Source organism: Sphingomonas asaccharolytica NBRC 15499, from assembly GCF_001598355.1.
In the GTDB taxonomy this organism is placed as follows: domain Bacteria; phylum Pseudomonadota; class Alphaproteobacteria; order Sphingomonadales; family Sphingomonadaceae; genus Sphingomonas; species Sphingomonas asaccharolytica.
On sequence record NZ_BCYU01000002.1, the window covers coordinates 79,956 to 94,569 of the forward strand.

General features: G+C 63.7%; 12 protein-coding genes and 1 tRNA gene. 11 read left to right on the forward strand and 2 right to left on the reverse strand.

The window, feature by feature from the left end:
• Positions 1 to 10 precede the first annotated feature (10 nt).
• Entirely contained in the window at positions 11 to 1,336 is a 1,326-nt protein-coding gene (locus SAS01S_RS00990; RefSeq protein WP_066803440.1) for a patatin-like phospholipase family protein, read from the reverse strand.
• Between the two features lie 234 nt (positions 1,337 to 1,570).
• On the opposite strand from SAS01S_RS00990, the gene ccmC reads away from it, so the two are divergent.
• From ccmC to SAS01S_RS01020, 6 genes are all read left to right on the forward strand, one after another.
• Positions 1,571 to 2,293, forward strand: coding sequence for a heme ABC transporter permease CcmC (gene ccmC / locus SAS01S_RS00995; RefSeq protein ID WP_066803442.1), 723 nt, complete (start codon positions 1,571 to 1,573; stop codon positions 2,291 to 2,293).
• Positions 2,294 to 2,399: 106 nt separating this feature from the next.
• Entirely contained in the window at positions 2,400 to 2,834 is a 435-nt protein-coding gene (ccmE, locus tag SAS01S_RS01000) for a cytochrome c maturation protein CcmE (protein ID WP_066803446.1), read from the forward strand.
• Positions 2,831 to 4,762: a heme lyase CcmF/NrfE family subunit gene (locus tag SAS01S_RS01005; protein ID WP_066803449.1), complete on the forward strand. Its 1,932-nt coding sequence runs from the start codon at positions 2,831 to 2,833 to the stop codon at positions 4,760 to 4,762. The genes ccmE and SAS01S_RS01005 overlap by 4 nt, the downstream gene beginning before the upstream one ends.
• Positions 4,759 to 5,286 (forward strand): redoxin family protein, encoded by a 528-nt coding sequence (locus SAS01S_RS01010; protein WP_066803452.1) that lies wholly within the window; start codon positions 4,759 to 4,761, stop codon positions 5,284 to 5,286. The genes SAS01S_RS01005 and SAS01S_RS01010 overlap by 4 nt, the downstream gene beginning before the upstream one ends.
• A 140-nt stretch (positions 5,287 to 5,426) precedes the next feature.
• Positions 5,427 to 5,819, forward strand: a complete 393-nt coding sequence (locus tag SAS01S_RS23105; RefSeq protein ID WP_281179302.1) for a cytochrome c-type biogenesis protein — start codon at positions 5,427 to 5,429, stop codon at positions 5,817 to 5,819.
• Positions 5,819 to 6,463 (forward strand): tetratricopeptide repeat protein, encoded by a 645-nt coding sequence (locus tag SAS01S_RS01020; RefSeq protein ID WP_066803456.1) that lies wholly within the window; start codon positions 5,819 to 5,821, stop codon positions 6,461 to 6,463. The genes SAS01S_RS23105 and SAS01S_RS01020 overlap by 1 nt, the downstream gene beginning before the upstream one ends.
• A gap of 37 nt (positions 6,464 to 6,500) precedes the next feature.
• Here SAS01S_RS01020 and ald read toward each other — a convergent pair whose 3' ends face one another.
• Positions 6,501 to 7,607 carry an alanine dehydrogenase gene (gene ald, locus SAS01S_RS01025; protein ID WP_066803458.1) on the reverse strand — a complete coding sequence of 369 codons (1,107 nt, stop codon included), beginning with the start codon at positions 7,605 to 7,607 and terminating at the stop codon, positions 6,501 to 6,503.
• A gap of 126 nt (positions 7,608 to 7,733) precedes the next feature.
• Between ald and SAS01S_RS01030 the strand changes: the two genes are divergently transcribed.
• The 5 genes from SAS01S_RS01030 to SAS01S_RS01050 all read left to right on the forward strand — a co-directional run bounded on the left by SAS01S_RS01030 (position 7,734) and on the right by SAS01S_RS01050 (position 14,535).
• Positions 7,734 to 8,177: an Lrp/AsnC family transcriptional regulator gene (locus SAS01S_RS01030; protein ID WP_066803461.1), complete on the forward strand. Its 444-nt coding sequence runs from the start codon at positions 7,734 to 7,736 to the stop codon at positions 8,175 to 8,177.
• Between the two features lie 151 nt (positions 8,178 to 8,328).
• Positions 8,329 to 10,266, forward strand: coding sequence for a potassium transporter Kup (locus SAS01S_RS01035; RefSeq protein ID WP_084238371.1), 1,938 nt, complete (start codon positions 8,329 to 8,331; stop codon positions 10,264 to 10,266).
• Positions 10,267 to 10,271: 5 nt separating this feature from the next.
• Complete coding sequence (locus SAS01S_RS01040) at positions 10,272 to 10,787, forward strand: 2'-5' RNA ligase family protein (protein WP_439646824.1); 516 nt, start codon at positions 10,272 to 10,274, stop codon at positions 10,785 to 10,787.
• A 55-nt stretch (positions 10,788 to 10,842) separates the two neighbouring features.
• Positions 10,843 to 10,919, forward strand: a tRNA-Met gene (locus tag SAS01S_RS01045).
• 574 nt (positions 10,920 to 11,493) lie between these two features.
• Positions 11,494 to 14,535 (forward strand): TonB-dependent receptor, encoded by a 3,042-nt coding sequence (locus SAS01S_RS01050; protein WP_084238372.1) that lies wholly within the window; start codon positions 11,494 to 11,496, stop codon positions 14,533 to 14,535.
• The last annotated feature ends 79 nt before the right edge of the window (positions 14,536 to 14,614 follow it).

A 14,614-nucleotide genomic window follows, 5' to 3' on the forward strand; every position in this document is an offset into this window, starting at 1 on the left:
CGCCACCCCGCTATTTGGCGGACGGCGGCAACACCTTGTTCCAAGGATCGCGCGCACCGCGTTTCTGGCCATAGTCGATCAGGCACCGCATATATTTTGGGTGGAACTGGATCGGCTTGCTTGCCGCATCGGCAGCCGAGGCGGCGGCGCAGGTCCGGCCGTCATAAACCCATTGATCGGGATCGCCCGTCATCACGCTAAGTTTCTCGTTCGAGATGAACGCCATGCGCAGCGTACCGTTGTCGACCGCCCATTGCTCGGCGTCGCCGACCGACAGACGATAAACCTGGTTTTCCATCATATCGACCGCGCGCAGGCCGAAGCTTGCAACCGACCATTGGCTGATCCGCTGACCCTTGTCGTCCAGCCAGGGCCCGCCATACAGCGCGCCATTGACGATCACCGTCATGTCGGTTGAGCCATCGGATTTGGCGACGCTGCGAAGCTGGTCGAAGAACACCCCGAACCGCGCGCCACCGTCCATGAACATGTCGGCCTGCGGTGAGCCCGCGATGTTGAGCGACACCGGCGGGACGCCGGGCGGCACGGTCGATGAGGCAATCAGCGAATCGATATAGCACGGGATCATTCTGTCGACGGCGCCGGCATCGACGGCTTGCCGGTCGACCGCTTGCTTCGCCATTTCAGTCAGATCGACCGCATAGCCATAACCGTCATCGAGGTCGGTGATTCCAACGAACAGCGAGCGACCCTTCCTTGCTTCGGCGGCCACCGCGACGATCGTGTCATGAGTGATCAGCGCCTGCAACAAGTCGTGCAGTGGGCCGAATGTCGCGATCGATCCCTTGGTCACCGCGCGAAGCGGCGAGCCGACCTTCATCAGGTCGCCTTCCTTCTGGATCGCATAAGCCAGCGCGAGATCGTGAAGGTTCGACTGACCCGGTTTCGCAAGGTCAGGGCTGAGCGACATATAGGCCGGCAATGCGGTTCGGTCGGCCGGCTCGGGCTGGTTCGCCAGGAAGATCAGGGTGCTTTGCAGCGAGCCGGTGCTGACGCCAGTTACCACCTGATAGTCCGGGACACGGGGAAGCCCCAGAAAGAAGCCGGCGCCGAACGCGCCATGCTGCCCGCCGCCGCTGAGCACGAGCACCTGGCGCGGGCCGTTCGGCGCGCTCTGGGGTGCCCTCAGCCGACTCAGCAAGACCTCGCCGAATTCACGTGGCGCGCGATTCTCGGTCAGGAACGCGTGCGGGTCCTGCGGGCTGGGCAGCAAGCGATAGGCGATGACGGCGCAGCCCGGCGGCGCGATCGGACGAAGCTGCCCGCATCCCGCGAGCAACAGCACCGACATGACGAGCGCGGCCAATCTGATCATCGAACATCCCCGACCGCGATGATGTGATCAAATGCCGGTTGAAACAATGGCCATCGGGCGACCGGGACAGACAATCGCAACCGAACTGGATGTTTCTGCGGTTCAGTCCGGGACGATTGAATGGTCAAGGACGCTGGTCTGCGCGGCGTCGCCGGCGGACGCGGCTCCAGGATGCCGTCATGTCCAACTGACAGGTGACGCGGCGCGAATCTTGCCCTATTCGCCTCGTCCATCGTGGCCAGCCTTCATGCCCTTGCGAATCCCGCGCGTTTTCTGCGCCTGGCACGTCCGCTGACGCCGGCCTTCTTGCTGTCGGGCGTGCTGCTGACCCTGTTCGGCTGCTGGGCCGGGCTGACCCAGACGCCGCCCGACTATCTGCAGGGCGACAGCGTGCGGATCCTCTACATCCACGTGCCGACCGCCTGGTTGGGGATGGGCGGATGGAGCGGGATCGCGATTGCCAGCCTGTCCTATCTCGTCTGGCGGCATCCGCTGGCACGGATCGCCGCGCGCGCGATTGCCTTGCCCGGCGCGGTGTTCGCGTTCCTGTGCCTCGCTACCGGATCGATCTGGGGGCGGCCGACCTGGGGTACCTGGTGGGAATGGGACGGGCGGCTGACCAGCATGTTGCTGCTGTTCTTCGTCTATCTCGCTTATATGGCGCTGGCGCGTGCCGATGCCGATCGTGGCGGGGACGGGCGGTTGCCGGCAATCTATGGCATCGCCGGCACCGTGCTGTTGCCGATCATCCGCTATTCGGTGGTGTGGTGGAATACGCTGCATCAGGGCGAAAGCATCGGGCTGACCAGCTCGACGGTTGATTCCTCGATGCTCTGGCCGCTCTGGTTCACGCTGTCGGGCTTCACGTTCCTGTTCGCGGGTATCGTGCTGATGCGGATGCGCGCGATGCTGGCACGCGAGCGGCGCGAGGCGCGGATGCGGAGGATGGCGGCATGAACCAGTGGCTGTTCGTCGCCGCGGCTTATGGCGTCACACTCGGCGCGACGATCGCGCTGCTCGGGTGGAGCTATGTCGCGATGCGTGCCGCGGAGCGCGATCCCAAGTGAAGCCAAAACATCAACGATTATGGCTCGCGGGGCTGGCGGTCCTGGCGATCGCAGGGGCAAGCGGGCTGGCTTTGTCGGGTCTCAAGGACCAGGCGTCGTTCTTCTACGCGCCGTCCGACGTCAAGAAACAGGGGCTCCCGCTGGGCAAGGCGGTGCGGCTGGGCGGCCTGGTCGAGGCCGGGTCGATCAAGCGCGCTGCCGATGGCGTGACGCTCGACTTCGTCGTGACCGATGGCGCCGCCACCACGCCGGTGAGCTTCAAGGGCATCGCGCCCGACCTGTTCCGCGAGAAATCGGGGGTGGTGGCCGAAGGGCAGTTCCAGCCCGACGGCGGTTTCGTCGCGACCAATCTGCTCGCCAAGCATGATGAGAAATACCAGCCGCCCGAACTCGCGGGCAAGCTGCACGAGACGAGGTCGCTGAAGCAATGATCGCCGAAGGGGGACTGGCCGCGCTCTGGCTGGCCGCCGTCATGGCGGTGCTGCAATTGGTGCTCGCGTCGAGCGCGGTGATCGGCGGGCGCGACGAGATGGCGCGCGCGGTGCGCCCGGTGGCGATCGCCCAGGGGCTGCTGACCGCACTTGCGATGCTGTGTCTGATCCTGGTGTTCGTCCAGTCCGACATGTCGGTGCTGCTGGTCGCCGAGAACAGCCATTCGCTCAAGCCGATGATCTACAAGATCGCCGGCGCCTGGGGAAACCACGAAGGATCGATGCTGCTCTGGGTGACGATCCTGGGGCTGGCCGGCGCGGCGGTGGCGATCTTCGAGCGCCGGCTCGATCAACGAACGCTCAACGCGACGATCGGGGCGCAGGCGCTGATCGCGATGGGGTTCTATGCCTTCCTGCTGTTCGCCTCCAACCCGTTCGCGCGGCTGTTTCCGTCGCCGCCTGACGGTAACGGCCTCAACCCGTTGCTCCAGGATCCCGGTTTGGCGTTCCACCCGCCAACCTTGTACGTCGGCTATGTCGGCATCTCGGTCGCCTTTTCGTTCGCGGTCGGGGCGCTGGTCACGCGCGATGTCGGTACGGCCTTTGCCCGCGCGATGCGTCCCTGGGTGCTCGGCGCGTGGATCTTCCTGACCATCGGTATCACCGCCGGCAGCTATTGGGCTTATTACGAGCTCGGCTGGGGCGGCTGGTGGTTCTGGGATCCGGTCGAGAATGCCAGCCTGATGCCGTGGCTGGCGGCGACCGCCTTGCTCCATTCGGTGTCGGTATTGGCGACGCGCGATGGCTTGCGCGCCTGGACGATCATGCTGGCGGTGGTCGCCTTTTCGATGAGCATGATCGGGACCTTCCTGGTGCGCTCGGGCATCCTGACCAGCGTGCATGCCTTTGCCGTCGACCCGAAGCGCGGCGCGTTCCTGCTGGCGTTGCTGGCGATCTATATCGGTGGCGCGCTGACGCTGTTCGCGGCGCGGATCGGCACCGTGCGGCAAGGCAATACCTTTGCTGTGGTCAGCCGCGAGGGCGCGCTGGTGGTCAATAACCTGCTCTTGTCGGTGATCCTGGGGATCGTGCTGATCGGCACGCTCTATCCGCTCGCCGCGGCCGGCTGGGGCGTGCAATTGTCGGTCGGCAAGCCGTTCTTCGACAAGACCGTGGGGCCGGTGGCGCTGGCGCTGGTCGTGTTCATCGCGATCGGGCCGCTGCTGCGCTGGCGGCGCGACGAGACGCAGGCGCTGCTCAAGCGAATGACCTGGCCAGTGGCGGCATCGTGCGCCGCGCTGATCGTGCTGGTGCCATTCGCCTGGGGTGCGGGTATCCTGCCGCTGGCGGCGCTGGTGCTGGCCGCGGGACTCGCGGTGGCGAGCGTCGCGCCGTTATGGGGGCGTAATCTGCGTCGCACGCCGCTCTTCACCTGGGGCATGGCGGTCGCGCATCTGGGCGTCGCGGTGAGCCTGGCCGGGATGGCGAGCGATAGCGCCTTCACCAAGGAGACCCTGGCAGTATTGCGCCAGGGCGAGACGCGCGCGGTCGGGCCGTATCTGGTGACGATGACCGGCATCCGTCCGGTGGTCGGACCCAATTGGTCGGCGGTCGCCGCCGATCTCAGCATCCGCCGCGGCGAGGGCGCACCGTTCATCCTGTCGCCGGAGTCGCGCTTCTTCGCCAGCCCGCCGACATCGACCAGCGAAAGCGCGATCGCGACGCGCCTTGATGGCCAGCTCTATACCGTGCTCGGTCAGCCCGACGGCAAGGGCGGGTGGCAGGTCCGCTTGTGGTGGAAGCCGTTCGTGACCTTGATCTGGCTGGGCGGGGGCCTGATCGGCCTGGGCGGCGCTTTGTCGTTCATCGGTCGGATCCGCCGCCGCAAGCGCGCGGTGTATGATGAATATGAGGAGGCGGTGGCGTGAGGCGCGTGCTGCTCTGGCTGCCGCTCGTTTTGTTTGCCGGGTTGTTCGGGCTGGTCGCGCTCGGGTTGTTCAAGCCGGCGGACCGTACCGTTCGCTCGGCGATGGTCGACAAGCCGCTGCCCGATTTCGCGCTGCCGGCGATGTTGCCGGACAAGCCGGGGGTCGCGCGTACCGGCTTCGGCGGCGGCAAGCCGCGCCTGATCAACGTCTTCGCCAGTTGGTGCGTGCCCTGCATCGCCGAGGCGCCCGAGCTGATGAAGCTGAAGGCTGCCGGCGTGCCGATCGACGGCGTCGCGATCAACGACACGCCCGAGGCGGTGCAGAAGTTCCTCGACCGCAACGGCGATCCCTTTCAGCGGATCGGCAACGACAAGGCCAGCCAGGTGCAGATCGCCTTGGGCTCGTCCGGCGTGCCGGAGACGTTCCTGATCGACGGGCGCGGCCGGATCGTGCGGCAATATGTCAGCAACTTGCAGTCGGATCAGGTCGACGACATCCTCAAGGCGTGGCGGGGGATGCGATGAGCCTTCCTCGTTCTGCAACCCTGCGATCCGCCCTAATCCGTCATCCCGGCCTTGTGCCGGGATCCGCCAAGCGGCAGGCCACAGCGTACGAGATCGTAAGACAGGCCTTGCGGCCCGGCAGACCCCGGCACAAGGCCGGGGTGACGGTGGTGGTTTTGGCGTTGTTGGCAAGCTTCGCAACACCGGCCATGGCCCAACAGGCTCCGCTCGCCGACACGCAGCTCAGCGATCCCGCGCAGGAGGCGCAGGCCAAGGCGTTGATGGAGACGATCCGCTGCGTCGAATGCCAGGGCCAGGCGATCTCCGACAGCAATGCCGATATCGCCGCCAACATGCGCTCGCTGATCCGCGAACGGATCAAGGCCGGCGAGAGCCCGGAGCAGGTGCGTGCCTGGCTGATCCAGCGCTACGGCGATTATATCAGTTATGACCCGCCCCTGGGTGGCGCGACCTGGCCGCTCTGGGCGGCACCGTTCGTGCTGCTCGTGATCGGAATCGCGATCGCGCGGTCGAGCTTCAGGAGGAAGCGCTGATGGGCTGGATCATGCTCGCGCTGATCGGGCTGACCACGGCGGCCCTACTTGCCGTACTTCGCCTGCCGCGATTGCTATGGCCGCTGGCCGGCGCGGCGTTGATGCTGGGGGCGGCGGGCTATGCCTGGCAAGGACAGCCTGACCTAGCGGCGCAGCCCGTCGCGGCCGATGCGGTCAAGCTGCCGCTGAGCTTCGAGTACAAGAAGTTACGCGACACCTTCTTTGGCCGCTTCGGCGGCGAGTCGATGTATTTCGGCATTTCGGACGTGGCGCTGGCCAATGGCGATCCCGATTTCGCCGCGCGCGCTCTGACCGGCGGTGTCGATTATGCGCCGAAGAACGCGGCGATGTGGAGCGAACTCGGTAACGTGATCGCGCTGCATGATCGCGGCGTGGTGTCGCCGGCGGCACTGCTGGCGTATCGCCGCGCGATGATGCTGGCGCCGGATAATCCGGGGCCGCCCCTGTTCCTCGGCCTCGCTTATGTTCGCGCCGGAGAGTTCGCGAAGGCGAGACCGCTTTGGAAGCACGCGCTGGATTTGACGCCCAAGAATGCCAGTTATCGCGACGAGATCGCGCGCCGGCTGGCTCTGCTCGACACTCTGCTCGCCGAAATCTCTCGCGAACAATCCGCCCCGCACTGAACACGGGGCGGATCGTCGGAGGGGATCTCCGGCCTGATCAGGCGTGCCAGGCCTCGAACGGGAGGTCGAGCGCGTCGGCCACCGCTTCGTGCGTGATCTTGCCCTTATACACGTTGAGACCATTGGCGAGGTGCGGATCGGCCTTCATCGCTCCCTCGGCGCCGAGCTTGGCAAGCTTGAGCGCGAAGGGCAGGGTGGCGTTGTTGAGCGCGAAGGCGCTGGTCCGCGCCACCGCGCCGGGCATGTTGGCGACGCAATAATGGATCACGCCGTCGACCTCGAACACCGGATCCTCGTGCGTTGTGGCATGGCTGGTCTCGAAGCAGCCGCCCTGATCGATCGCAATGTCGACCAGCACCGAGCCGCGCTTCATCGTCTTGACCATCTCGCGCGTGACCAGCTTGGGCGCCGCCGCGCCCGGAACCAGCACCGCGCCGATCACCAGATGCGCATTCTTCACCGCCTGGGCGATTGCCTGCTTCGACGCATATTGCGTCTTGATCTGGCTGGAGAAGAACATGTCGAGTTCGGCCAGACGGTCGTTATTGATGTCATAGATGGTGACGTCGGCGCGCATGCCGACCGCCATCTGCGCCGCGTTGATGCCCGACACGCCGCCGCCGAGGATCGCGACCTTGGCCGGCGCTACGCCGGGAACGCCGCCGAGCAATACGCCACGGCCGCCCTGTTCCTTTTCGAGATAGTGCGCGCCGACCTGGACCGACATGCGGCCGGCGACTTCGGACATCGGCTTCAGGAGCGGCAGGCCGCCGCGCGCCGCGGTCACCGTCTCATAAGCGATACAGGTCGCGCCCGACTTCATCAGGCCTTCGGCCTGCGGCTTGTCGGCGGCGAGATGGAGGTAGGTGAACAACACGTGCCGCGGCTCAAGCATCGCCACTTCCTGCGGCTGCGGCTCCTTGACCTTCACGATCATGTCCGATTCGGCGAACACGGTCTTGGCGTCGGGCACGATGCGCGCGCCGGCGTCGATATAGGCCTGATCCTCGAAATCGATGCCCATGCCGGCCTTGGTCTCGACGATGACCTCGTGACCGGCGGCGTGGAGCTCGGCGACCGACGAGGGGGTCAGACCGACGCGATATTCGTGATTCTTGATTTCCTTGGGAACACCGACTCGCATGCGAACTCTCCTGAAAGGGCTTGGCACGCAAATAGCGCCGAAAAGCCGAGAGAGGTTCGCAAGTTTTTTGACAGGCGCGACCCCTGGCAGGATATGTTTGCGTGATTATATTCCCATGAGAGAAAAATGCTCGACCATCTCGATCGCAAGATCCTCAAACAACTCGTCGTCAATTCGGACCTGACAAGTGCGGAACTCGGCGAGGCGGTAGGCCTGTCGGGAAGCGCGGCGCATCGCCGCGTCGGTAGCTTGCGCGACCGCGGGCTGATCGCGGGGTTTCGCGCGGTGCTGTCGCATGAGGCGCGGGGGCATCCCGCGGTGGTCATGGTCAACGTCACGCTCCGCGATCAGCGGCAGGAGACGATGGCGGCATTCGAGGCAGAGATTAGCGAATGTCCGGAAGTACGCGATTGTTTCCTGATGAGCGGCGAGGCCGATTACATGCTCCATGTCGAGGTGACCCGCGACGACAGTTTCGAGCGGATCCACCGCGAGACACTGTCTCGCCTGCCCGGCGTGACGCGGCTGGCGTCGCATTTCGTCATCCGCGAGGTCATCCGTCGCCCGTGAGCGACCGACTGACCCATAACGAGCCCCATAAACGGCTATCGCATCCAATGCGTCGTTGCGAGCGTTCCTCTGCGATGCTAGGGCGCCGCCACCGTAAACAGGGGCTTCATACGGTCATCATGACCTTTCGTGCGAACGCGCGGCGACTGCCGTGAGCGCGGACACTCCTTCTATCGCAGTAACCGACGGGCACGCCGATGACGCGCACGCCGGCCACGCGCATGCGCACGGCAATGACGGGCTGATCAAGCTCGCCGTCGGTGCGATCGGCATCGTGTTCGGTGATATCGGCACCAGCCCACTTTACGCCTTCCGCGAGACGTTCGCCGGGCATCACAAGCTCAGCCTCGACCATGCGCATATCATGGGCGTCACCAGCCTGATGTTCTGGTCGATGATGGTGGTGGTGACGATCAAGTACGTTGCGATCATCATGCGCGCCGACAATAAGGGGGAGGGCGGCAGCCTGGCGCTGCTCGCGCTCATTTCCAGCAAGGCGCAGACCAAAAGATGGACCGCGGGGATCGTCCTGCTCGGCGTGTTCGCGACGTCGCTCTTCTACGGCGATTCGATGATCACCCCGGCAGTGTCGGTGCTGTCGGCGGTCGAGGGTCTGGCGGTGGCGCAGCCGGGCATGGCGCATTTCGTCCTGCCGATCGCGATCGCGATCCTGATCTTCCTGTTCGCGATCCAGCAGAGCGGCACCGCCAAGGTGGGGCTGTTCTTCGGCCCGATCATGCTGTTCTATTTCCTGACGATCGCCCTGCTCGGCGCGCTCAGCATCGCCAAGACGCCCGAAGTGCTGTGGGCCTTCTCGCCGACTTATGCCGTCGAATTCTTCCTGCTCGATCCCGTCCGCGCTTTTCTCGCATTGGGGTCGGTGGTGCTCGCGGTGACCGGTGCCGAGGCGCTCTATGCCGATATGGGGCATTTCGGGCGCAAGCCGATCGGCATGTCGTGGCTATGTTTCGTGCTCCCGGCCTTGATCCTCAATTATATGGGGCAGGCGGCGCTGCTGACGCGCGACGGGACGCAGGCGCTGGAAAGCCCGTTCTATCTGCTGGCGCCGGTCTGGCTACAGCTGCCGCTCGTCATCTTGGCCACCGCCGCTGCGGTGATCGCCTCGCAGGCGGTGATCTCGGGCGCCTTCTCGGTGACGCAACAGGCGATCCAGCTCGGCTTCGTCCCGCGTCTCAGGATCGAGCATACCAGCGCCGCGACCGCCGGACAGATCTATATCCCGCTGATCAACTGGATGCTGATGACGATGGTCATCATCCTGGTGCTGTTCTTCCGCACCTCGTCGAACCTGACCAGCGCCTATGGCATCGCCGTCACGGGCGCGATGACGATCGATACCTGCCTGTTGTCGGTCGTGCTGTTCAGGCTGTGGCATTGGCCGAAATGGGCGGCGATCCCGCTGCTCGGGCTCTTCTTCCTGGTCGACGGCGCCTATTTGACCGCCAACCTCACCAAGATCCCGGACGGCGGCTGGTTCCCGCTCCTGGTCGGGCTGATCGTCTTCACCATCCTGACGACCTGGGCCAAGGGACGGCAGCTGATGATGGCGCGACTGCGCGAGGCCGCAATGCCGATCAAGGTATTCATCTCGTCGGCCGCCACTTCGGCGACCCGGGTGCCCGGCACTGCCGTGTTCATGACCTCGACTGCCGACGGCGTACCGCACGCGCTGCTCCACAACCTCAAGCACAACAAAGTGCTGCACGAGCGCATCATCCTGCTGACGGTCAAGATCGCCGACGTGCCGTTCGTGCGTCAGGCCGAGCGGGTGAAACTCGATCATCTTGGCCATGGCTTCCACCGCCTGGTGCTGCGCTACGGCTTCATGGAAGAGCCCGACGTGCCGGCGGCATTGGCCTTGGTCACCGGGTGCGGCGACAAGTTCAAGATGATGGACACCAGCTTCTTCCTCGCTCGGCAGACATTGTTGCCGTCGAGCAAGCCCGGCATGGCGATCTGGCGCGAAAAGCTGTTCGCCTGGATGCTCCGCAACGCCGAAAGCGCGATGGAATTCTTCCGCCTGCCGACCAATCGCGTGGTCGAGGTGGGGAGCCAGGTCGAAATCTGAGCGGCATAGTGACCGCGCCGGCACCCGCGCCGATCATCGTCACGGCGGTGATCGGGCGCGAAGACCAGGCGTGGCTCGACGCGCAGCGCCGCGCGCATTTTCCGCCCGAGCGCAATCTGCTCCCTGCCCATCTGACCATGTTCCACCATCTGCCGCCGTCGCTGGCGGACGAAGTGCGGCAGCGACTCGGCGAACTGGCGCGGGAAGGGGCGCCGGCCGCGCGGATCTCCGGACTGGTCTCGCTCGGCCGCGGCGTTGCCTACCGCATCGACTCCACCGAGCTGGAGGATTACCGCGCCTGGCTCGTCGATTGCTGGGCGGACGTGTTGACGCCGCAGGACCGCGCGCCGTGGCGCCCGCATGTCACGATCCAGAACAAGGTTGAGCCGGCAGAAGCGAGGGCCTTGCTCGACCGGATCAAGCGCGACTTCCGACCTCGGTCGCTCGCGATCGCGGGTTTCGCCAGCTGGTATTATCGCGGCGGCCCTTGGGAGAAGCTCTCGCGCCACATGGTCGCTTGACCGCATCGGGAGCGCTACTTATAGGCCGCCGCTCGCGGCAATGCGGGCCTTTCGGGGCGGAGTAGCTCAGCTGGTTAGAGCACGGGAATCATAATCCTGGGGTCGGGGGTTCAAGTCCCTCCTCCGCTACCATTTGGATCATCCTGCCGGATGATTTGGCGATGGCGGCGCGGCCGTCGATACAGTTATACCCTTTGCCCTTTCAGGACCACGGTATGCGCGAGGAAGCGCTACTGTCCGTCTCGATGCGCGCTCGACAAATGCGAGCCGCCCTCTTGGCCGTGCCGTTGGGCGCAGGTGGATCAACTTCCGGAATTCGGACCTTTCCCGGCCGTCGGTGGACGATCGTCACGCGAGCGTTGACGGGCAGCGTTGCCGCAGCGTGCGTTTGATCGTGCATGAAAGGCGAGCCCGACTCACCGCCTTAATCAGATTGCCCAAACACTATCATCGGTCCCCTGGAAACGCCTCAGCGCGCAAAAACTTCGTATAATCCCACACTGTGGGAGTAGTACGCAATATTTGGTCTTTACAGCCCGGGGCAATCTGTCGGACAATCTGATTGCGCGTGATGGCGCGAATGGGAGGTGATGCGAGCCTCGCGATGTTTCGCTCTGGAGGGGGCGGCTCAGCGGTCGACGGCGCATCCGAAATGAAAAGAGGGGCGGCTCACCGAAGCTGCCCTCATCGGGAGAGGGAGATGGGGATGAAATTCAAGAGCATTGGTCGCAGCCGTGCGCGGATTCTGCGGCCCTCGCTTCTGGCGTTGGCCACCGCGTCGGCGTCGATCGGCTTTTCCGGCGCTGCCTACGCGCAAGCGACGCCGCCGGTCGATTCCGCTGTCGACAAGCAACCTGAAAAGGCGGCGCCCAGCGACCAGGACACGAGCGTCCCCAACGATATCGTTGTCACCAGCTATCGCGCCTCGCTCGAAAGCGCGATCGACAGCAAGCGCAGCTCGGTCAATATCGTCGATGTCATCAAGGCCGACGACATGGCCAGCTTTCCCGATGCCAATCTGGCGGAGTCTATCCAGCGCATTCCCGGCGTCTCGATCACGAGAGACGGCGGTGAAGGACGAAACGTGACCGTTCGCGGGCTTGGCGGCGATTTCGTCCGCACCTTGCTCAACGGGATCGAGGCCTATTCCGCGACCACCGGATCGACCTTGGGCCAGGTTGCCGGGATCAACCGTACGCGCGGCTTCGATTTCTCCACCTTCGCGTCCGAATTGTTCAGCGGCGTCACCGTTAGCAAGTCGCAATCGGCAGACATGGACGAAGGATCGCTGGCCGCGACGATCGATCTTCAAACGGCCCACCCGTTCGACAAGAAAGGCTTTCGTCTCGCGGTGTCGGGGCAGGGCGCCTATTACGATAACAACAAGACGTTCGCTCCGCGTATTGCCGGATTGATCAGCGACACGTTCGGCGATTTCGGCGCGCTCGTATCGGTCGCCTACAGCACCCGGAAAGCGCAGGAAGACGGCTATAGCGACACGTCGCAATCGGACTATTCGGACGCGCTCAACGGCTTTTGCGGGCGGGCGACCGACGATCCCAACCAGCCTGGTAGTCAGGTGGTTAATACACCAATTCCGTTCGTGAACCCGCTGTCCGGAACGGGCAATCGACCGGCCAACCAGTGTTTCTCCGGCCTGCCGTCAAACGACGAAGCCTATTCCAAGGTTAATCAGCCGAACGTCTTCCTGCCGAGAAATCCTGGGCTGGGACGGTTCACGCTCGACCAGAAACGGCTCGGCATCACGGTCGCGCTACAGTACAAACCATCCGAGAAAACGCAGATCACGCTGGACGGCGTCTATTCGCAATTCGATCAGAATCGCAAAGACTTCGCGCTGTCGCTGGCGTCCAATAACCGCAACGTCAACCAAGCGAGCGCGGCATTTCCCTTGTTTGCAGGGCGCGTCGATTCGCAGCTGATCGATGTCAATGTCGATCCGACGGGTCAAGTCGACTACATGAAGATCAACAATGTCGACATCAAGCAGATCCAGGAGGTCAGCAAGACTCGCACAAAGACTTACGAATTCGGCCTGACCTTGAAGGAAGATCTGTCCGACGACCTGACCTTCGATGCGAAAATCGGTGCGGCCGGATCGGATTTCAATCAGCCTTATGACGTCTTCATTTCCTATGACGGCTTCAACAAGAACGGCTATAGCTATGACGCTCGCGATGACAGCCGGCGCCCGCTGATCAACTATGGCTATGACGTCAACAACGTTGCGAACGTCACCTTCACCAATGCCGGGACCGGCCTGACGCCGGATATCCGGCTGGTGAATGCGCGCGTGAAGAACAATCTGTTCACTGCCGCCGCCAGCTTCACCTATCGCGCCAACAACGCTTTGTCGTTCAAGGCCGGCGCTCAATATAAGAGGTTCAATTTCAACGCGCGTCAGAACCAGCGGCCCACCGTCAGCGCCAACAATGCCCCCGATCTGTCGAAGTTCGGTTTTGCGCAATTTGCCGCGGACTTCCCGAACCTGGCGGCGCTCAGCACCAGCGTGACCGGCTTCGGCCAAGGGCTCGGTCTCCCGGCGGGTTCGGTCAGCAGCTGGGTGGTGCCCGACGTCAATGCGTTCATCAGCAAGCTCGATTTGCTGTGCAATTGCGTCAACAAATATGGCGATTTCACCGTCGACAGCTCCAGCTCCGCCGCGCTTGGTCAGAACAGAGATGTGCGCGAGGAGGACAAGGCGCTGTATGGCCAAGTCAATTTCGACTTCGACGTCTTGGGCGGCCGTTCCCTGCGGGGCAATTTGGGCCTGCGTTATGTACGCACCGATGTCGTATCGACCGGCTTTACCGGCAGCACGCGCGTCAGCGTGCCGAACGGATATGACGACTTCCTGCCCTCGGCGAACGTTTCGCTGGACGTCACCGACCGTCTGATCTTACGCGCCGCGGCGGCCAAGGTCATGGCGCGACCGGGGTTGGGCAATCTCAATCCCGGCGGGTCGATCAATACGCAATTTGGTGCGCAAAGCGCGTCAATCGGCAACCCGTTGCTCAAGCCATATCGGGCGAAGAATTACGATCTGAGCCTGGAATATTATCCGGAAAAGGGCGCGTTTTACGGCATCGCCTTGTTCTACAAGGATGTCGGCAGCACGATCCAGACGCTGGCCTCGCTCGAGCCATACGGCAACACCGGATTGCCGCTCAACCTCCTGCCTCCGGGGCAAGATGCGACGACGATCTATACCGTTACGCGGTCGCGCAATACGGCAGGCGGCTATATCGAAGGGGTTGAGGTCAATCTTCAGCAGCCGTTTAGTTTCCTGCCCGGATTCCTCGGGCATTTCGGGGCGGCGGTGAACTACACCTATGTGAAGTCGTCGGTGCTCTATTTCCTGTCGACAGCGGCCAACGCTGCCGCAACGCACGATCAGTTCGTCAATGTGTCGCCGCACTCGGTCAACGCGACGCTGTTCTACGATGACGGACGGTTCTCGACCCATGTCTCGGCGGCCTACCGCAGTGCCTATCTGATCGGGCTGCCGTTCAAGCCGGGTGTGGCGGACGGCTATTACAGCTACGGCACGATGAACGTCGACGCCTCGATGTCGTTCGCGATCACCAAAAGGTTCAAGATCACCGGCGATTTCCTGAACCTGACGGATCAGAAAGGCGACCAGTATAGCGGCAAGGATCGCAAGGCGCAGCGCGTCTTCAGCACGACCGGGCGCTCCATCTTTCTAGGGGCGGCCTATAGTTTTTGATCGAACCGGACGGTTTCTGCGCCGTCCGGAAACGGCCGATAGCTGGAATACGAGCGATGAACGTGAGCAACCGGCAGCC